This window comes from Oceanobacillus phoenicis, assembly GCF_047238145.1.
Taxonomy (GTDB): Bacteria; Bacillota; Bacilli; order Bacillales; family Amphibacillaceae; genus Oceanobacillus.
This window is the reverse complement of the sequence record NZ_JBDFME010000001.1, coordinates 1258082-1275277: the sequence shown is the minus strand read 5'-3', so window position 1 is coordinate 1275277 and position 17196 is coordinate 1258082. Positions and strand designations below refer to the sequence as shown.

16 protein-coding genes are annotated in these 17196 nt (G+C 34.7%); 6 read left to right on the top strand and 10 right to left on the bottom strand.

Features of this window, described 5'->3' with window-relative positions; translation table 11 throughout:
* Window positions 1-8: 8 nt before the first annotated feature.
* Window positions 9-260: a hypothetical protein gene (locus tag ABC346_RS06710; RefSeq protein WP_413234113.1), complete on the top strand. Its 252-nt coding sequence runs from the start codon at window positions 9-11 to the stop codon at window positions 258-260.
* Here the strand turns inward: ABC346_RS06710 and ABC346_RS06705 are convergent.
* From ABC346_RS06705 to ABC346_RS06690, 4 genes are all read right to left on the bottom strand, one after another.
* Window positions 255-626 carry a DUF423 domain-containing protein gene (locus tag ABC346_RS06705; protein ID WP_413234112.1) on the bottom strand — a complete coding sequence of 124 codons (372 nt, stop codon included), beginning with the start codon at window positions 624-626 and terminating at the stop codon, window positions 255-257. The two genes, ABC346_RS06710 and ABC346_RS06705, sit on opposite strands and share 6 nt — an antisense overlap.
* Before the next feature lie 18 nt (window positions 627-644).
* Window positions 645-974 carry a YwdI family protein gene (locus tag ABC346_RS06700; RefSeq protein ID WP_413234111.1) on the bottom strand — a complete coding sequence of 110 codons (330 nt, stop codon included), beginning with the start codon at window positions 972-974 and terminating at the stop codon, window positions 645-647.
* A gap of 133 nt (window positions 975-1107) precedes the next feature.
* Entirely contained in the window at window positions 1108-1275 is a 168-nt protein-coding gene (locus ABC346_RS06695; protein WP_413234110.1) for a hypothetical protein, read from the bottom strand.
* 457 nt (window positions 1276-1732) lie between these two features.
* Complete coding sequence (locus tag ABC346_RS06690) at window positions 1733-2032, bottom strand: phasin family protein (RefSeq protein WP_413234109.1); 300 nt, start codon at window positions 2030-2032, stop codon at window positions 1733-1735.
* 366 nt (window positions 2033-2398) lie between these two features.
* Here ABC346_RS06690 and ABC346_RS06685 point away from each other — a divergent pair, with 366 nt between their 5' ends.
* A complete protein-coding gene (locus ABC346_RS06685; RefSeq protein WP_413234108.1) occupies window positions 2399-3742 on the top strand; it encodes a YjiH family protein in 1344 nt (447 codons plus the stop codon).
* 95 nt (window positions 3743-3837) lie between these two features.
* On the opposite strand, the gene ABC346_RS06680 is transcribed toward ABC346_RS06685, so the two are convergent.
* Window positions 3838-4848: an acyltransferase family protein gene (locus tag ABC346_RS06680; protein WP_413234107.1), complete on the bottom strand. Its 1011-nt coding sequence runs from the start codon at window positions 4846-4848 to the stop codon at window positions 3838-3840.
* A gap of 274 nt (window positions 4849-5122) precedes the next feature.
* Entirely contained in the window at window positions 5123-5965 is an 843-nt protein-coding gene (gene ku / locus ABC346_RS06675) for a non-homologous end joining protein Ku (RefSeq protein WP_413234106.1), read from the bottom strand.
* A 102-nt stretch (window positions 5966-6067) separates the two neighbouring features.
* On the opposite strand from ku, the gene ABC346_RS06670 reads away from it, so the two are divergent.
* Window positions 6068-7864 (top strand): DNA ligase D, encoded by a 1797-nt coding sequence (locus ABC346_RS06670; RefSeq protein ID WP_413234105.1) that lies wholly within the window; start codon window positions 6068-6070, stop codon window positions 7862-7864.
* Between the two features lie 61 nt (window positions 7865-7925).
* Here the strand turns inward: ABC346_RS06670 and ABC346_RS06665 are convergent, their stop codons facing one another.
* The 3 genes from ABC346_RS06665 to ABC346_RS06655 form a co-directional block, all read right to left on the bottom strand.
* Window positions 7926-8369 carry an OsmC family protein gene (locus ABC346_RS06665; RefSeq protein ID WP_413234104.1) on the bottom strand — a complete coding sequence of 148 codons (444 nt, stop codon included), beginning with the start codon at window positions 8367-8369 and terminating at the stop codon, window positions 7926-7928.
* 65 nt (window positions 8370-8434) lie between these two features.
* Window positions 8435-9265: a TerC family protein gene (locus tag ABC346_RS06660; RefSeq protein ID WP_413234103.1), complete on the bottom strand. Its 831-nt coding sequence runs from the start codon at window positions 9263-9265 to the stop codon at window positions 8435-8437.
* Between the two features lie 386 nt (window positions 9266-9651).
* Window positions 9652-11385 carry a phospho-sugar mutase gene (locus tag ABC346_RS06655; protein WP_413234102.1) on the bottom strand — a complete coding sequence of 578 codons (1734 nt, stop codon included), beginning with the start codon at window positions 11383-11385 and terminating at the stop codon, window positions 9652-9654.
* 184 nt (window positions 11386-11569) lie between these two features.
* On the opposite strand from ABC346_RS06655, the gene ABC346_RS06650 reads away from it, so the two are divergent.
* The gene (locus tag ABC346_RS06650; protein ID WP_413234101.1) at window positions 11570-12664 is read left to right on the top strand and encodes an AI-2E family transporter; all 1095 of its coding nucleotides are present in this window, start codon (window positions 11570-11572) and stop codon (window positions 12662-12664) included.
* A gap of 18 nt (window positions 12665-12682) precedes the next feature.
* Complete coding sequence (locus tag ABC346_RS06645) at window positions 12683-12871, top strand: SE1832 family protein (protein ID WP_413234100.1); 189 nt, start codon at window positions 12683-12685, stop codon at window positions 12869-12871.
* A gap of 123 nt (window positions 12872-12994) precedes the next feature.
* On the opposite strand, the gene ABC346_RS06640 is transcribed toward ABC346_RS06645, so the two are convergent.
* The gene (locus tag ABC346_RS06640; protein ID WP_413234099.1) at window positions 12995-14797 is read right to left on the bottom strand and encodes a cation:proton antiporter; all 1803 of its coding nucleotides are present in this window, start codon (window positions 14795-14797) and stop codon (window positions 12995-12997) included.
* 221 nt (window positions 14798-15018) lie between these two features.
* Here ABC346_RS06640 and recQ point away from each other — a divergent pair, with 221 nt between their 5' ends.
* Entirely contained in the window at window positions 15019-17166 is a 2148-nt protein-coding gene (gene recQ / locus ABC346_RS06635; protein ID WP_413234098.1) for a DNA helicase RecQ, read from the top strand.
* The last annotated feature ends 30 nt before the right edge of the window (window positions 17167-17196 follow it).

The window sequence follows — 17196 nt, the reverse complement described above, 5'->3', positions numbered from 1 at the left end:
GTGCAACAATGAGACATCCATATCAAAAATTTATTCAAATGGAAGTTATTGGCTTAGTGCTTTCTTTTCTCTCTGGTATTACAGCTTTAATTACAGGATGGGTAATTCTTCTGTTTTTTGCTGTCTATTTACTTGTTTTAAGTATTGTTTGTGATGCAATAATATTAATGCAAACAAGACGCCAATCGGAAGCTATGAAACAAGGAATCCGTGCATTCATTTTATTTTTATTAATCACATCTATGTTCTTTCAATTATAAAAGTCTTATGCCTGCAATACCAAGTAATACCCAACCAATAAGGAAAGCAAGACCTCCAATTGGTGTAATCATTGCAAAGGTAGTTATACTCGTAAAGGAATAAACATATAAACTTCCTGAAAACAGAATAATCCCGACAAGAAACATCCAGCCGCTTGTTGTTAATAATCCACTACCTTCAAATTTTGCTAATAGAAGAGCAACCGCAATTATTGCAATAGTGTGGAACATTTGATAATCTACTGCTTTTCCCCAGTTATTCATTGCTTTCTCAGAAAGTTTGCCTTCTAATCCATGCGCACCAAATGCGCCTAAAGCTACTGCTAAGAATCCTAATACAGCCCCAATTATTAAAAATATCTTCATTATCGTTTCCCTCCGATGTTAAAAATCAAATAATGAATCTCCATTCGCATCATCATCAAAAGATTTCTTCGTTTTTACGCCGTTTGATTTTGAAGTATCTCCGAGCATTGCCTTTATTTCTGCTTCCGAAAAATGTGATTCGGAGTCTGAATCTTGTACTATTTTTGGTGTTGTAATTGAAGAAACCTTGGACCCTTTATTTGGAGTATGTGTTTCATCAAATAACTCACTTAGAACACGGACATGTTCCATTCTCTTTTTCAATTGTGAGTAGTTGTTAGCCTCACGTTTCGCTGCTTCTAATTCTGCTATCATCTTATTAATGATGGTCTCATTGGAAACCGACATAACACTCTCTCCTTCATTAACACTTTCATGAGAATTATAGCACGAAAACTAGTGATTTTATACAAGTCACTATGAACGATTTATAACATTTATCCAAAATAAAAAGGGTTTCGGAATGTCCGATTGCCCCTTATCATGAATTCATTGTATATAAATGACCTTCTTTTGATTTTAGCTGTTCTTCCAATTGTTCTACCGTATAGCGTTCATACATCCATTGCAAAAATCTTATTTCCTCATCTTGCAATTTTCTTCCAAGCTTCTCCGTAGTGTCATTACAAATTTGAAAAAAGCTTTGCATATCGGCAACTCCCCCTATACGTGCTACTAACTATAAACAATTATACTCGTTAAAACTATCACAATCAATAGTAAATTGATAATTTACTGAATTTACAGTCTTGGATTAACCTTCATTTAATGGAGGTTCTCGTTCTTTTCCTACAGAATGTTAGTACCACAAAAGCGTGACCTAAAGCACTTGAACACAATCGGATATAGCGGTCCAGTTTATCCTCCTCTTATCCTCTTTCGGTAAGTCTCATCGTCTTGAAGTAATCGTTTTAAGGCCTGTACAATTCAGATAAATATCCAGTTTTAAAGAAAGAGAGCCTGGGACAAAAGAATGAAATCAAAAGAAAATCTAAATGAACGATCTCCTAAATCATCGCTATAAAAGTATACTTCGATAAAAATTAGAAATCATTTGTCTTTTGAGCTAAACTTTTTTGTCATGTCCCAAGCTCTCTAAAAAGTGCCTATTGGTCACTTAACTTGTCCTCTAGTTCTGTAAGTCTTGCATGAATTTCTTGAATATCTTCTACGGTTGCGATTCCATAATCTTTAGCAAGCTTGTGAGTTTGTTGATGTTGTTTCGCATCCCACTCTTCTTTTTTCATACCGCCTTTTTCGATAAAGTTATCCATGACGGTCTTCGCTTGCTCTTGTGTTAGTTCGTTTTTGTCAACGAGTTCTTTCAGTTTCTTATCGAACTTCTCTTTACCACTTACAGCAGCTCCTAGTCCAAGCAAGAAACCTTTTCGTAAATAATCACTCATGTATTACACCCCCTTCAATGAAATTCACTTTCAAAAGATGCATCTGGAGAAAATATCCCCATGGATTATTTCTATTATAGTGAATGAACTACCATATCGTAAATTAATTTAACGTTATTACTAAATTAATATCCATATTAGTTATTATATTCCCGATTTGAATAGTTTTAATCCATTAATTAATAATGAATGATGGTTATATATTGTTCGGATTATACCTCTTCTTATGAAATTAAATACCATACTAATTATGAAATTAGTTACAAACTAAAAAATGATTGAATATATTTTCCCTATAATGTATAATTATGCAGTCAGTAAATCATGTATAATAATGAGATAAATATAAATTTGGGGGTCAATAATTTGAAATCATATTCTTTTAGCGATCATTTGAAGTTCATTATACCTTCTTTGGTTGGTATTTTCTTCTTTATGGTTCCTATTACCGTTGATGGTGATATGACAATTCCAATTGCTTTGTTAGCAAATTGGATACAGGTTTTATTAGCAGATAGTCTTTCTGCAATTATGATGGTTATTATCATTATAACTGCTATTTTTACAGTTATTGCTAAATTCTTAGGGGAGGATGCTTTTAATCAAAAGCCTTTCTTAAAGCAATTATTCTACACAAGTATGTTCTGGACAATCACACGTGTGATTGCTGCCATTATCGCAGTCATGGTATTTTTCGAAATCGGTCCAGAAGCAATCTATAGTGAAAATACAGGTGGAATGTTATTACATTCTCTCTTACATGTTTTGTTTGCAGTATTTTTATTTGCCGGATTACTTTTACCACTGCTTACGAATTTTGGTTTGCTTGAATTCTTTGGAACATTAATGACAAAGGTCATGCGCCCTTTATTCCGTCTGCCTGGGCGTTCATCAATTGATGCACTTGCTTCTTGGGTAGGAGATGGAACAATTGGAGTTCTGTTAACCAGTAAGCAATACGAGCAAGGAAACTATACGAAACGTGAAGCAGCTATTATTGGAACCACATTCTCTGTTGTTTCTATTACTTTTACATTAGTTGTCCTACAAGAAGTCGGATTGGAAAGATTATTCTTCCCATTTTACTTAACGATTATTATTGCTGGGGTTGTGGCGGCACTTATCATGCCTAGAATTCCACCTCTATCTAGAAAAGCTAATACGTATGTTACAGATTCAACTAAAGAATTAGATGAGTCGCTCCCTGAAGGGGAATCTTTAATTAGTTATGGATATAAGAATGCAATTGAAAGAGCAAGAAAAGAAAGTAGTCTTTCGAAGCTACTAAAGGAAAGCGGTCAAAATATCCTTGACATGTGGTTAGGTGTAGCTCCTGTTGTTATGGCAATTGGTACGGTTGCTGTAGTGATTGCAGAATACACTCCATTCTTCCAATGGATTGGCGCACCTTTCGTTCCGTTACTAGAGCTTATGCAAATACCACATGCACAAGAAGCTTCTGAAACATTATTAATTGGATTTGCAGATATGTTCTTACCAGCTATCTTTATATCTGGTGTAGAAGCTGAAATTACTCGATTTATTATTGCAGCATTATCGGTAACTCAATTAATTTATTTATCTGAAGTTGGAGGCTTATTATTAGGATCAAAAGTTCCTGTATCATTCAAAGACTTAGTGTTTATCTTCCTATTACGTACAATCATTACCCTACCAGTAATTACGTTAATCGCTCATATTATCTTTTAAGATATGAATACATTGAAAAAGAACTCAGAGATTTAATAATCTCTGAGTTCTTTTTAGATTTCCACTGAAGTTTTGTTAGTAAATCTTTCTAATCTTTAAGAAGATGTTCCGCTTCGTTGGTTGTTAAATATATTTCGAAGTATAGACATCTTCCCTTCAATTAATGGTTGTGACACTGTTAATACAGGCTTACTAGACAATAGTAGAACAATCATTGCCGAAATACCCGCAATACCGATTAAGTCTAATACATTATTTACTGATAATATATCATATTGACGTAAAAACTGTACGATAAAACCGTGAAGTAAATATACATATAATGTTCTTGTACCTAATTGTGTCAACCACCCGAAATTCCGCTTTGGTACCCAGGCTAACACACTAACCACCATAACAGCTGCTGTAGCATACACAAGCAATCTTGCAATACCACCATATTGCTCCATTCCTAAATCCCCATAAGATTTGGAAGCTAACAACCATCCGGAATTAAAATCCGGCATATAGAAAATGGCAATTGCTAGTACGGTCATCACAACTAATGAAATTACTTTTATCGTATTTCTCTTTATACCCATCATTTGTTTCTCTGTCACCCAATATCCGATTAAGAAGAATGGGAAGAATACAAATGTACGCGACAAACTAAATGTGTGGCCAATCTCTCCAAAATATCCTACTACTACTCCGATTAGTACTGCTAAAGAGATACTATAGAATGGAGGAATTTTCTTAAATACGATTAATAAAATATGCCAGCTAAATAAGCTAAATAAGAACCATAAGGACCAGTGTGGGTGAAACATATCCGTTTGCCAGTCTGGTTTACCAATATAGAAATAATAGATTGTATATAAAATTTGAAAAATCAAATAAGGTACAATTAATTTCTTTGCTAATTTCCATACATATCCCGCATTTCCTGAACCTTTAGCAAAGAATCCAGATAATAGTATAAATGCTGGCATATGAAACGTATAAATCCATAAGTACAAAGTGTTAATTCCTGCGTATTCACTTGTAAAAGGTTGGATCATATGACCAAAAACAACCAAGAAAATTAACAAAACTTTCGCATTATCAAAGAAAGCATTACGTTCCATATTCATCCCTCTTGTTGTATTCCAGAATTATTGTTGCATTATCCACTTTACCCGTTTTTCAAAAAAAAATCATATCAAAAGCCCAGATTTCATCATTCTGTAATCAATTTGTAAGTGCTAAGCAAAAATGTAATAGAAATACAGTTAATTTGCCATAAATTCAAACTTCATTCAATCGGGCTTTACTATCCGTTACATATAGGGTAAATACCAAGAGATATTAGGTATATTTTCCACATAAGTATAAAAGTCCCTAGAGTTGACACTAGAGACTTTATGACGTTGCTTTTTTCTTCTTTGTAGTTGTTTTTTTCTTCGGCTGTTTTGGTTTTGGCTTGTCTTTTTTTGCTCGATCCAACGATTCCTGTAACGCATCCATTAAATTGGTTACATTATCTGGAGTTGCTTTTGGTTCACCGCCAATTTCTATTTCTTCATTATTTTTCTTCGCTTCTATTAATTCTAATAGAGCCGTTCGATAATCATCTGTATACTTTTCAGGTTCAAATTCAGTTGTCAATTGGTCAATCAATAATTTAGCGGTATCCAGTTCTTTTTTTCCTATTTCTGCTTGCTCAGGGACATTCGGCACATCTGATACAGCTCGAACTTCATCTGGATAATGAATCGTTTCTACAACAATTGCACTTTCATATACACGAATGACGGCTAATTGTTCTTTGGAACGTATCATCATTTTAGCAATTCCAATCTTGCCAGAATCTATTAAAGCTTCTCTCAATAGGGCATATGCTTTTGATCCACCTTCATTTGGGGATAAAAAATAACTTTTTTCAAAATATATGGGATCAATATCCTTTAATTGAACAAAGTCAATTATCTCTACTGCTTTATCTTCCTGTTCTTTCTTTAAAGCTTCTAGTTCTTCATCATCTAACACAACAAATTTATTTTTAGCATATTCATACGCTTTTACAATATCGTCATTTGATACATCTTCTTCACAGTTAGGACAAACCTTTTCATATTTAATCGGGGTTTTACATTTTTTGTGAAGTTGACGTAATCGTATATCTTTGTTTTCCGTTGCTGCATGCATTTTAACTGGTATATTGACTAAACCAAAACTAATAGTTCCCTTCCACATTGTATGCATTCCGTTCCCTCCTTATAGTTAGTTTGCAGTTCTCAATGTTTTTTTATACGAGTGGAATAGTAAAAACAATAAAATCAGCCATCCTATTAAAGAGGTGGTTACATGGAATGGATGAAGCCAATAGCAAGTACAGAAATTCCAGTCGGAGATGACTGGCTATATGAGGTGAAATATGATGGATTTCGCTGTAGATTAGTATGGTCTGTCGATAACAAAATAGCCTTGATAAGTAAAAATAATCATGATATCACAAAGAAATTTCCAGAAGTTATTCAATGGTGCAAAGATAACTACGAGTTCTTCAAAAAAAAATTACCACTAGAACTTGATGGCGAACTCGTAATATTAAATCACCGATATCAAGCTAATTTCGCACAAATACAAATCCGTGGAAGATTACAAAGTACTGACCGAATTGAAAAAAAAGCAAATTATAGACCTGCAACATTAATGGTGTTTGATCTGACAGAACTAAAAGGGAAAAAATTACACCAAAACAATTTATCATTACGAAAAAAATACCTTCATCAACTCATGCAACATATATCAAGTGATGGAGTTATTAGATGTGTGGAATCATTTACTTCTATTTCAAATATTAATGAAATTGTATTTTCTGCTAAAGCCGAGGGCATCGTGGCCAAAAGGAAAAAAAGCACATATCAAAAAGGGAAATACCATCACGATTGGTTTAAGATTAAGAATTGGAGGCTAATACATGGGATTCTAACGGCGTATAATCCAAGTAATGGCTACTTCACAGTTAGCGTACTTGAAAATAATACACCCTATTATATCGGAAAGTGTAAACACGGCTTAGCAAAAGATACTTCTCAAACTGTTCAGAAACTTTTTCAAGAACAAGGCGATTATATTGATGGTATTTACTATCTACCTCCAGCAATTACGAGTACAATTCACAGCTTAGATTTATATGATCAAGAACTCCGTGAACCTGAATTTAAAAATATTACAGCAGCTATACCATATACAGAATGCACGTTGGAAAAATTACAACTAGACATGGCACAACTTCCTAATTCTATTGATTTATCAAATACAGATAAATTTCTATGGCCAAATAAATATACAAAAAAAGATCTGTTAGTGTACATTCGTGAGGTATCACCTTGGATGTTACCTTTTCTACGTCAAAAAGCATTGACCATCATTCGTTGTCCCGATGGAATATCAGAAGAATCTTTTTTCCAAAAAAACCTACCAGATTATGCCCCAGATTATTTATCATCCATTTCTTCCCAAGAGAAATATATTGTATGTAATCAATTGAAAAGCATTGTCTGGTTAGCAAATCACGGCTCCATAGAATACCATATTCCATTTCAACGGATTGATCATGTAACACCTATAGAGATTGCTTTTGATTTAGATCCACCAGATCGTGAGAACTTTAATTTAGCTGTACATGCTGCAAAACTCTTAAAACAAATATTAGATGACTTAGAACTTGTATCCTTCGTTAAGACAACCGGAAATAAAGGACTACAAGTATATATTCCAATTCGAGAAGGAAGCATGACTTATGACGAGACATTTCTATTTACAGAAGCCATTGCTAAAACGTTAGAAAAGTCATATCCAAATGATTTTACGACCGAACGGATGAAAAAGAAGCGAAATAATCGACTTTATATTGATTATGTTCAACATGGAAAAGATAAAACATTGATTGCACCCTATTCTCCAAGAATGACAAAAGAAGGTACAATTTCTACACCCCTTTATTGGAATGAAGTAAATGAGGATTTAGATCCTACGTTTTTTACAATTAGTAATGTTGTAAATCGAATACGTGAGATTGGTTGCCCTTTTACAAACTATCACGATATGCATGAGCATCAACATATGAAGAAAATGCTTCGACTAGTACGTGGATAACAAAAAAATCCCGAACCATACTCTTAACCCTTCTCAGTCTGGTTCGGGATTTACATAAAATCTAATTACCGAATGTTGGCTGTAATTCTATTTGTACATTTCCTTGAATTGCTCTAGAGATCATACAAGAAGTCTCTGCTTTTTCTACGAGTTTTCGTACGTGTTTCCACTGTTTGTCATTCGCTTTCTTTGTTAAATCAACAAAAGGTTTATGGATGATTTTTTCATACGTAAATACACCATTGCTTACATCCACAATACCTTCAGATTCTAGAGACATTTTACTTAAAGGCAGTTCCGCACGTTCTATCATTGCAGCCAGTGTAATCACATAGCAAGTAGCAGCCGCTCCTAATAACATTTCATCTGGATTAGTACCGATTCCTGGACCATCCATTTCTGGCGGTATTGATATTTTTGTTTTTAAATTTCCTGCATCAATCGTTCCTTGGCTATTCCTGCCACCTGGCCACTCCGCCTTCAAATGAAAATGATGTTGTACCATAGTCAGCCCCCTCAAGATTATTTACACCTAGTATAATCTTAATAATATCAATTAGCCAGACTAAATTAAGACTGCTCTTTTTCTTGATTCTTCTTCGGACTGGAGGCGAACCAACCTACGATTGCTATTGCTACAAGTATAATATAAAAGCTTATCTTCCAGCCTGTGGAATGCGGGAAGTGTTCTGGAAGCCAGCCAATATCTGGATTTGCCATCACAAGAACTGCTAGTTTCACACCTACCCATCCAACAATTAAAAACGCAGCTACTTCTAGTGCCGGGCGTTTATGAAGAATACCAACAAATATATTCGCAGCGAATCTCATGATAATTAATCCAATCATACCTCCTGCAAATACTACCATAAATTGACCAGTATCTAAGCTACCAATATTACCTAAACCAGTAGCAGGTAATGCTACCGCTAAAGCTACAGCTGCTAATATAGAATCAACTGCAAAAGCAAGGTCTGCAAATTCTACCTTTACTACAGTTAACCAAAATTCTTTCTTTGATGCTTGTTCAGGTTCTTTATTTGCTAATGCAGCTACAGATTCTTTTGCATCTTCAGCTATCTCTAGCTCCTCTTTAGGCTCAGGCTCTTTCTTCTTTTTAAATCGATCATATAAATTCTTTATCGAAATAAATAACAAGTAAGCGGCACCGAGTGCTTGCACCTGCCAAAAATCAACAAGGAACGATATAACAAATAACGATGCAAATCTAAAAACAAATGCTCCTGCCAGTCCATAAAACAACGCTCTCTTACGTTGTTTTTCTGGAAGATGTCGGACCATTATTGCTAATACTAGAGCATTATCAGCTGCTAATAATCCTTCTAAACCAATAAGTACCAGCAAGACCCATAAATATTCTAACAATAACTCTGAACCCATAATACATTAACTCCTCTTCTATAGTGAGACTTCCATTAAGCGGTGGGGGTTTTTCCTACTTGATGGTTTAACGAACCTTATAAAGGTATTATTGTCCATTCTCCTTCTCTTCTTGCAACCCCTAAGATTAAAATGGAAAGGGGATGGACAATTACTCACCGCAATCAACTCATTAGTAAAAAAGCACGTAAAAAAACGAGACCTTTACCTACTAATGGTAGTGGTAAAGGTCTCGCTAACAACGGTCGTTGCCATATAAAGCCGGAGAATTAATCTCGTAATGACGACTTTAAATGTGCAGCTACTCCCCTTTAATTTGCTATAAGTATATCCTTATTAAATACTTTTTTCTCGCATATGTCAATATAGAGAAATAATACATTGAGTTAATCAATGATGCTATTCACTCGTTTTTCTAACGAATCCTTAAGCGCCAACAATCGTTGTTGACTATCCTCCGAATTCGTACCGCGTACACCATAATAATATTTAATTTTCGGTTCTGTACCAGATGGACGGAAACACACCCAACCATCATCTTGTAACAAATACTTAATCATATTTTCTTTCGGAAGTGCAATGGTTTCCTGCTTTCCCTCTAATGTTAAGGTACGAATAGAAATCGAATAATCTTCAATAGCAGTCACCTGCATTCCGCCAATTTCATTGAAGGGTTTCTCTCTAATTGATGTTAAAATTTCCTCGATTTGTTGCGAACCTTCTTGTCCTTTCAATGTTAAGGATGTCATTCCTTCTAGATAGTACCCATATTGATCATATAGTAAATCTAATGCATCAAATAATGTTTTTCCTTGCTTCTTCCAATAATATGCCATTTCTGTGGCCATCATTGCTGCCTGGACAGCATCTTTATCGCGCGCAAAACTACTGATTAAATAACCGTAGCTTTCTTCAAATCCGAATAGGAAAGTCTCCCCCGTTGTATCATATTGGTTGATCTTCTCCCCAATATATTTAAAACCTGTTAACGTATCAATTGACTCTACTTGATTTGCATCTGCAATTGCACGTCCCATTTCTGTTGTAACCACCGTTTTAATCATACGAGGCTTCACAGTTTTAGAAGTATCCATGTGCTTGACAATATAATCAAATAATAATACACCAAGTTGGTTACCAGTTAGCACTTGATATGCATTTTCTGCATTTTTCACAGCAACACCAAGACGATCTGCATCTGGATCCGTACCTAATAAAATATCGGCGTTTGTTTGTTTTCCTAAATCAATAGCTTTTGAAAATGCTTGGTGTTCTTCTGGATTGGGAGATTCCACCGTCGAAAACTCCGGATCTGGTTGAGCTTGTTCTTCTACAACAGCAACTTTAGAGAAGTGAAGCTGCTGAAGTCCTTTTGTTACTAACTCAAACGCAGTTCCATGTAATGGCGTAAATACAATCTGTAAATCCTTATCATTTTGCTGCTCTTCCGTTGATAATTGAGATATTTCATGTAATTTTTCCAAATAAGCGATATCTACTTTATCGGTTAGCCAGGTTAATTTTCCTTGTTCTTCTACTTGTGCTTGTTCTAATATCGGAACTGCTAATTCATCTTCTGTTTTCTGTATTGACTCCACAATCATCTGTGCTTCTGATGGAACAATTTGCGATCCATGTTCATTATAAACTTTGAATCCATTGTATTCTGGTGGATTATGACTAGCAGTAATCATTATCCCTGCTGCAGTTTTTAAATGTCGGACCGCAAAGGATAACAAAGGAGTTGGACGTAAAGATTCAAATACATATGTATGTATGCCATAATATCCTAATACCTTTGCAGATTCTATTGCAAATTCTTTAGACATATACCGAGAATCATAAGCAATGACAATTCCCCGTTTCTTTGCATCACTATAATTAGATAACAGATAATCTGCCAGTCCATTAACTGCTTTTCTTACTGTATAGATATTCATGCGGTTTGTTCCTGCTCCAAGAACACCTCGCATACCAGCTGTACCGAATGATAATTCTTGATAAAAAGCATCTTTCAACGCATCTTTATCATTCTTTAGTTTATCTAAATTTATTCTTAATGATTCATCTAATGTTGTAAACATATTCCACTTCTCAAACATTTTTTCCCAGTTTTGCACACACGTCTCCTCCCAAATAACGATATGCAAAAATTTTAGCATACTTTTTCCCCTATTACTATAACTCTCGTTTAGTGTTATTTAAAATCGGTAATTACTAATTAGTAAGAGAATAACCTTTCTAATCCATGTAAAAAGATGTAAAATAATACTAATCATAGACGATACAGAAAGTAGTGATGTTATGTCGCACAAGCGATGGTTTCAAGTGTTAATGTTCTTTATACTCTTGTTTCTGCTGATTCTATTAATTTCACAGACAACTTTTATTTTTACTCCATTACTGCAATTAATTGGTGCCGTAGCACTTCCTATTATAGGTGCAGGAATTTTATATTATCTAACCAAACCTGTAATGAACTTTTTAGTGAAAAGAAAAATACCTAAAATCCTCTCCATCCTAATTGTGTTCCTGTTAATTATATCTGTGATTGCTTTGTTTGTTTTATTCATCTGGCCAATCGCTCGTGATCAAGCCAATCGATTAATTGATAGCATTCCTGGTATGATTAAAATGGTAGAAGATTTTATTTCTTACTGGCAGCAAAATTACTCTAGTATCCCTGATCAAGTGATCTCAGCAATAAATGATTTTGCAGATGATATTCCTGCGTATTTAGAAAATGCAACAAGTAATATCTTTGGATTTTTAGGGGCATTTATTGGGCAGCTTGTTAGCATTGTACTAGGTGTAATCCTTATTCCATTTTTCTTATTCTTTATGTTAAAAGATGGACATAAGTTGGTTCCATTTATCACTCAATTATTTAGTGAAAAGAAAGCGAAAAATATTCAAAGCCTACTTAGTAAGATTGATAAAGTGTTAACATCGTTTATCCAAGGTCAATTATTAGTGAGTTTAGCTGTAGGTATATTACTATTAATTGGATATTTAATTATAGGGTTACAATATTCAGTCATTCTTGCTTTATTTGGAATGTTGATGAATGTAATTCCATTTTTAGGACCATACATTGCCGTAATACCAGCTTTACTCGTTGGAGCATTCCAAGACCCAATGAACCTTATTTGGGTAGCGATTATTATGTTAGTGGCACAGCAAATTGAAAGTACACTGATTTCACCGAATGTAATGGGTCAAGTATTAAATCTACATCCATTAACAGTTATTACAATCATTTTAGCAGCGGGAAGCATTGCAGGATTTATTGGAATTTTATTTGCCGTACCGATTTATGCAGTATTTAGAACGATAGCAATTCACTTTTATCAGACGTATGTCAAATCAAAAAAAGAAAAACAAGACGCGCTTATTTAGCGAAAGGGGAAATTCGTTTTGAACACTCGACAAGAACTTGAGGCAAAATTGGATGAACTTAAATCAGATTACGTACGGATTCAAAGTGATCTCGATAAATTAGAGTATGTTAAAGGAAGAGTATCGTCTGCTGAAGGCCAATTAATCCGTTTAGAAAAAGAAATTGCCGAAGTTAATCGGCAGCTAGATGAACTTCCGACGAATTAACATACTACGAGCTACCTATTCTTAGCAGCTTTGTCTTTTTCTTCATAAATTTAGATAATTAATATTTAAAATTTAAAACTCCTTAGGAAAACCAAATATTAGGTTTTCCTAAGGAGTTTATTGTTAATCATTATTCTGCTTTGTTAGACTAACAATCACGTCACCTGATACTGGAATAGTTTGCATCTCTTCAGAGAAGAACTTAAGTTGTCCAGAAGGTTTAATTAAAAATAAGAATACCGTTTCTGGATCTTTCTTTTCTTTATAGTGGTCGAATGTAAATTTCTCCGATAAAGTTGTTCTTCTTACCGTAAATCCATCCTCTACCTTCTCCACGAGTTCTTCTAATGAAAACTTTTTATCAAATAAGATGCGCCCGCCTACTTTCGAAACCACTCCAGTAGAGTAGCCATCTTCAAAATGCGTATAAGGACTTACTTTAAATACATTTGTCCTTCCATATTCAGGCATAAACGTTGTACAGATAAGAGAGTTATATGCATGGTCATGTGTTACGGTTAGTAAATACTCATAAGGTATCGTATCGAGATGATGCTCTGTTTGTTCTGATAGCATACTACCGTGATAAACATGCAATCCTGCACTTCGAGCTGGAGCTAGATCTTCCCAAGAAGAACTCACAATAATTGCTGGGTACTTTGCCTCTCCTAGGGATTTAGCAAGTTCAATGGTGAATGGGTTACTACCAACAATTATTGCCCCTGGATTTCCCTCATTCGACAACCCGAGTTTTTTCGATAACCAACCAATAGAAAATCCGTGTGCAACAACAGTAAATATAACAAGTGCAAACGTAAGTGCTGTTAGAATAGAAGCATCCTCATATCCTGCATCGCTTAGTACATTTGCAAAATAACCTGATACCGTTAACGCAACGATTCCACGTGGTGCAATCCAGCCAAGTAGTGTCTTCTCATTTAAACTTAAGCCAGTTCCAATAGTCGATAAAAATATAGACAATGGACGAACTGCAAACATCATAAGAAGAACATATAAGATAATATTTGGGCTAAATATTTGCATAATGGTTTCCCTGTCTAATGAAGCAGTTAGCATGATAAATATAGTCGAAATAAGTAAAACTGATATATTTTCTTTAAAATGGCGCATATCAGAAATTGAACTAATTCCCATGTTCGCTAGCGTAATACCCATCGCTGTTACTGATAGCAATCCTGTTTCATGCATTATTTCATCTGCCAGTGTAAAGCATAGAAGAACTACCACAACAATAGCTGGTGATTTTAAGAACTCAGGAATATGTCCCATTTCAAACATCCAGCCAAGTCCTTTACCAAGTATATAACCAATAAACACCGCAAATAAAGAAGCTGCGAAAAACAGCACCAATTGCATAGCATCTGGAGTCGTTGCCGTAAAAAAGGTAATAATTTCAAAGGCGAATACTGCTAATAGTGCGCCAATCGGGTCTACAATAATTCCTTCCCATTTTAATATTTTGGCAGGACGAGCTTTCAGTTTCGCTTGACGGAGTAGTGGCATTATAACAGTTGGGCCTGTTACAACAAATAAACCACCAATGACAAACGCTACTGCCCAAGACAGTCCAGCTATATAATGAGCCGTTAACGACCCTAGTATCCAAGCAATAAAAGCTCCAATTGTGGATATGCGAAATACAGGTCTTCCTATACCACGCAACTCCTTAAAGCTTAAATTCAAACTACCTTCAAATAGTATAATTGCTACTGCGGCTGAGATGAGTGGACTATAAAGTGCTCCAAAATCCTCTTCTGGATTAATAACTCCAAATATTGGACCAACCGCTAACCCTGTAACCGACATTACGACGATGGCAGGTAATCGGTAGCGCCAAGCAATCCATTGAGATGCTATACCAAGCACTCCGATTAACATTATTTCAAATAATAGAGAAGGAACCATACATTACCCTCCTTTTTCTTTTTTGATATAAAAACATTTTATATATGTCGGGATGATATGTAAATAAATTTAGCGCGAACGATTTATTTAGAAAACAAGACTTGTGATAAAAACCAACTTTATCAATTAAAATTCTCTCTATATATAGAAACTTTACTTTCTTCCTTACAAGTTCTACGATAGGAAGATAGATATTCTTTTTTATGAAGGAGTCGGAAAACATGCAAGAACAAATCCAACTTTTAGAAAAATATTTCGGCTATCAACAATTCCGTCCTGGTCAAGAAACAGCTATTTCCTCTGTTATCAAGCATCAAAACACATTAGCGATTATGCCAACAGGTGGCGGAAAATCAATTTGTTATCAAATTCCAGGGTTATCAATGAATGGAACTTCTATTATCATTTCTCCACTTATTTCTCTAATGAAAGATCAAGTGGATGCTTTAGAGGCTCTTGGTATCTCAGCGACATATATCAATAGTTCAATTTCTATGCAAGAACAAAACAAACGACTTTATAACATGCAATCTGGTATATATGAATTTGTCTACGTGGCTCCAGAAAGATTTGAATCTGATTTTTTTATCCAAGCGATTAAACGAACGTACCTTTCATTAATTGCGTTTGATGAAGCACATTGTATTTCGCAATGGGGTCATGATTTTAGACCAAGTTATCGTTCGATTATTCCTAATATCACACGACTACCCCATATTCCAGTATTAATGGCATTAACTGCTACAGCAACCAAAGAAGTTATTCGTGATATTCAACAACTATTACATATATCCAATGAACATACCGTACATACAGGCTTTGAACGCAAAAATCTTTCCTTTCATTTAGTTAAAGGCAAAAACAAGCAGGATTATATCCGTTCCTATTTGAAAGAACATCAAGATGAATCAGGGATTATATATGCTGCTACCCGCAAACAAGTAGATAGTATCTATGAATTATTACAAAAAGCTGGTTATCATGTATCGAAATACCATGCTGGGTTATCCGAGCAAGAACGCCAAGAAGAGCAAATGTCATTCATTCATGATAAGACTACTATAATGGTTGCAACAAATGCGTTTGGTATGGGAATTGATAAATCCAATGTGCGATACGTCATTCATTATGCGATGCCAATGAACATTGAATCTTATTATCAAGAAGCTGGTAGAGCTGGTAGAGACGGCGAACCAAGTGACTGTATTTTGCTTTACTCTCCACAGGATGTACAATTACAAAAATTTTTAATTGAACAATCCGATATGGAGGAAGAAGCACAACAAAAGGAATATAGAAAACTTCAATCAATGACAAATTACTGTCATACACATAGCTGTTTAAATCGATATATTTTAGATTATTTCCAGTCCGAGAAAGATAATGCATCAGATACCTGCAATCGTTGTAGTAATTGTACGGAACGCAAAGAAAAAATCGATATAACAGAAGAAGCACAAATGATTCTTTCATGTGTAAAACGGTTGGAAGAAAGATTTGGAGTTAGTATTACTTCGAAGGTACTTAAAGGATCTAAAGATAAAAAGATCATGGGATTCCAACTTCAAAAACTTACTACTTATGGAATTATGTCTAAGTACACCGAAAAACAAATAACGGAACAAATTCATTTTTTAATCGCAGAAAACCTGTTATCGACAGAAGAAGGCAAATTTCCTTTATTAAAACTAAACAAGAACTCTGTTGAGGTGCTAAAAGGAACACGTAATGTCACCATGTTTTCTAGTCCGATCCCTACTAGTGAATCCGTCGATTATAATACCTCGTTATTCGAGGAATTACGCAATAAACGTAAGGAACTTGCCCAACGATTGGAACTACCACCATATGTATTATTCTCCGATACATCTTTAAAAGATATGGCAAGATATTTTCCTACTAATAAAGAAGACATGTTATCTATAAAAGGGGTTGGAGAGAAAAAATGGGATCAATATGGTGAGGATTTCTTAGAAATTATTTTAGATTGGAAAGATAATAACCCTACTATAAAGCAACCAATTCCAATTAACCGTTCTAAGAGAACCATCCAACCGTTAAAAGATGATCGTCCTTCCCATATTATAAGTCACCAATTATTTTATAGCGGTAAGACGATACCTGAAATTGCCTCTATACGTGAACTATCAGAAACGACGGTAGAGACACATTTATTTAAAGCTGGTAAAGAAGGTCATCCTTTATCATGGAGCTTCTTCCTTTCGGATAAGGAAGAACAAGTAATACTTGCAACGTATGAAGAAATAGGAGAGTCTAAATTAAAACCTATCAAAGATGCACTATCTGAAGAATTGAGTTACACGAAAATCAAAGCCGCTCTTATTAAAAATGACATATTTCAAGTATAATTGAACCCTAAAAGTTGTAATGTGAATATA